Raw genomic sequence first — 484 nt, 5'->3', positions numbered from 1 at the left:
GTGACGGTGTGCGCAGGCACCGTGCAGGTCATCTGCGCTCCGGATCCGAGACTCGTCGCGGGACAGGTGACCGGACCCGCCGTGGGGTCGCTGACCACGATGTCGTCGATGGTCTGAGCGCCGGTGTTCGTCACGAAGATCGTCCACTCGATACGGTCACCGGGATCGATGACGCCGTTGCCGTTGACGTCGACCGGGTTCGCGCGCTTCTCGAGGGTGAGCGAGTTGGTGCCGTCGAACGGGACCTCGACCGTCGAAGGCGGCGAGACCGGGGGCTGGCCCGACGGCGGAGTGCCGGTGGCGGTGGCGGCGTTCGTCAGGAGACCCGAGTCCACGTCGGCCTGCGTCGTCTGATACTCCGCCGTGCAGGTGACGATCTGACCGGGCAGCATGCTCGCGGCCCCTGCCGGGCACTCGATCGCAGACAGCGAACCGGATCCGGAGAACGCCGTCTCGTCGACCGTCACGTCGGTGAGGGTGACGT

General features: G+C 68.4%; 1 protein-coding gene. It reads right to left on the bottom strand.

The window, feature by feature from the left end; translation table 11 throughout:
• A partial coding sequence (locus L687_RS39230) for a DUF7507 domain-containing protein (RefSeq protein ID WP_021201322.1) occupies nucleotides 1-484 on the bottom strand: 484 nt, incomplete at both ends.

The organism is Microbacterium maritypicum MF109, assembly GCF_000455825.1.
GTDB lineage: Bacteria > Actinomycetota > Actinomycetes > Actinomycetales > Microbacteriaceae > Microbacterium > Microbacterium maritypicum_A.
This window is presented reverse-complemented; position numbering and strand designations above follow the sequence as displayed.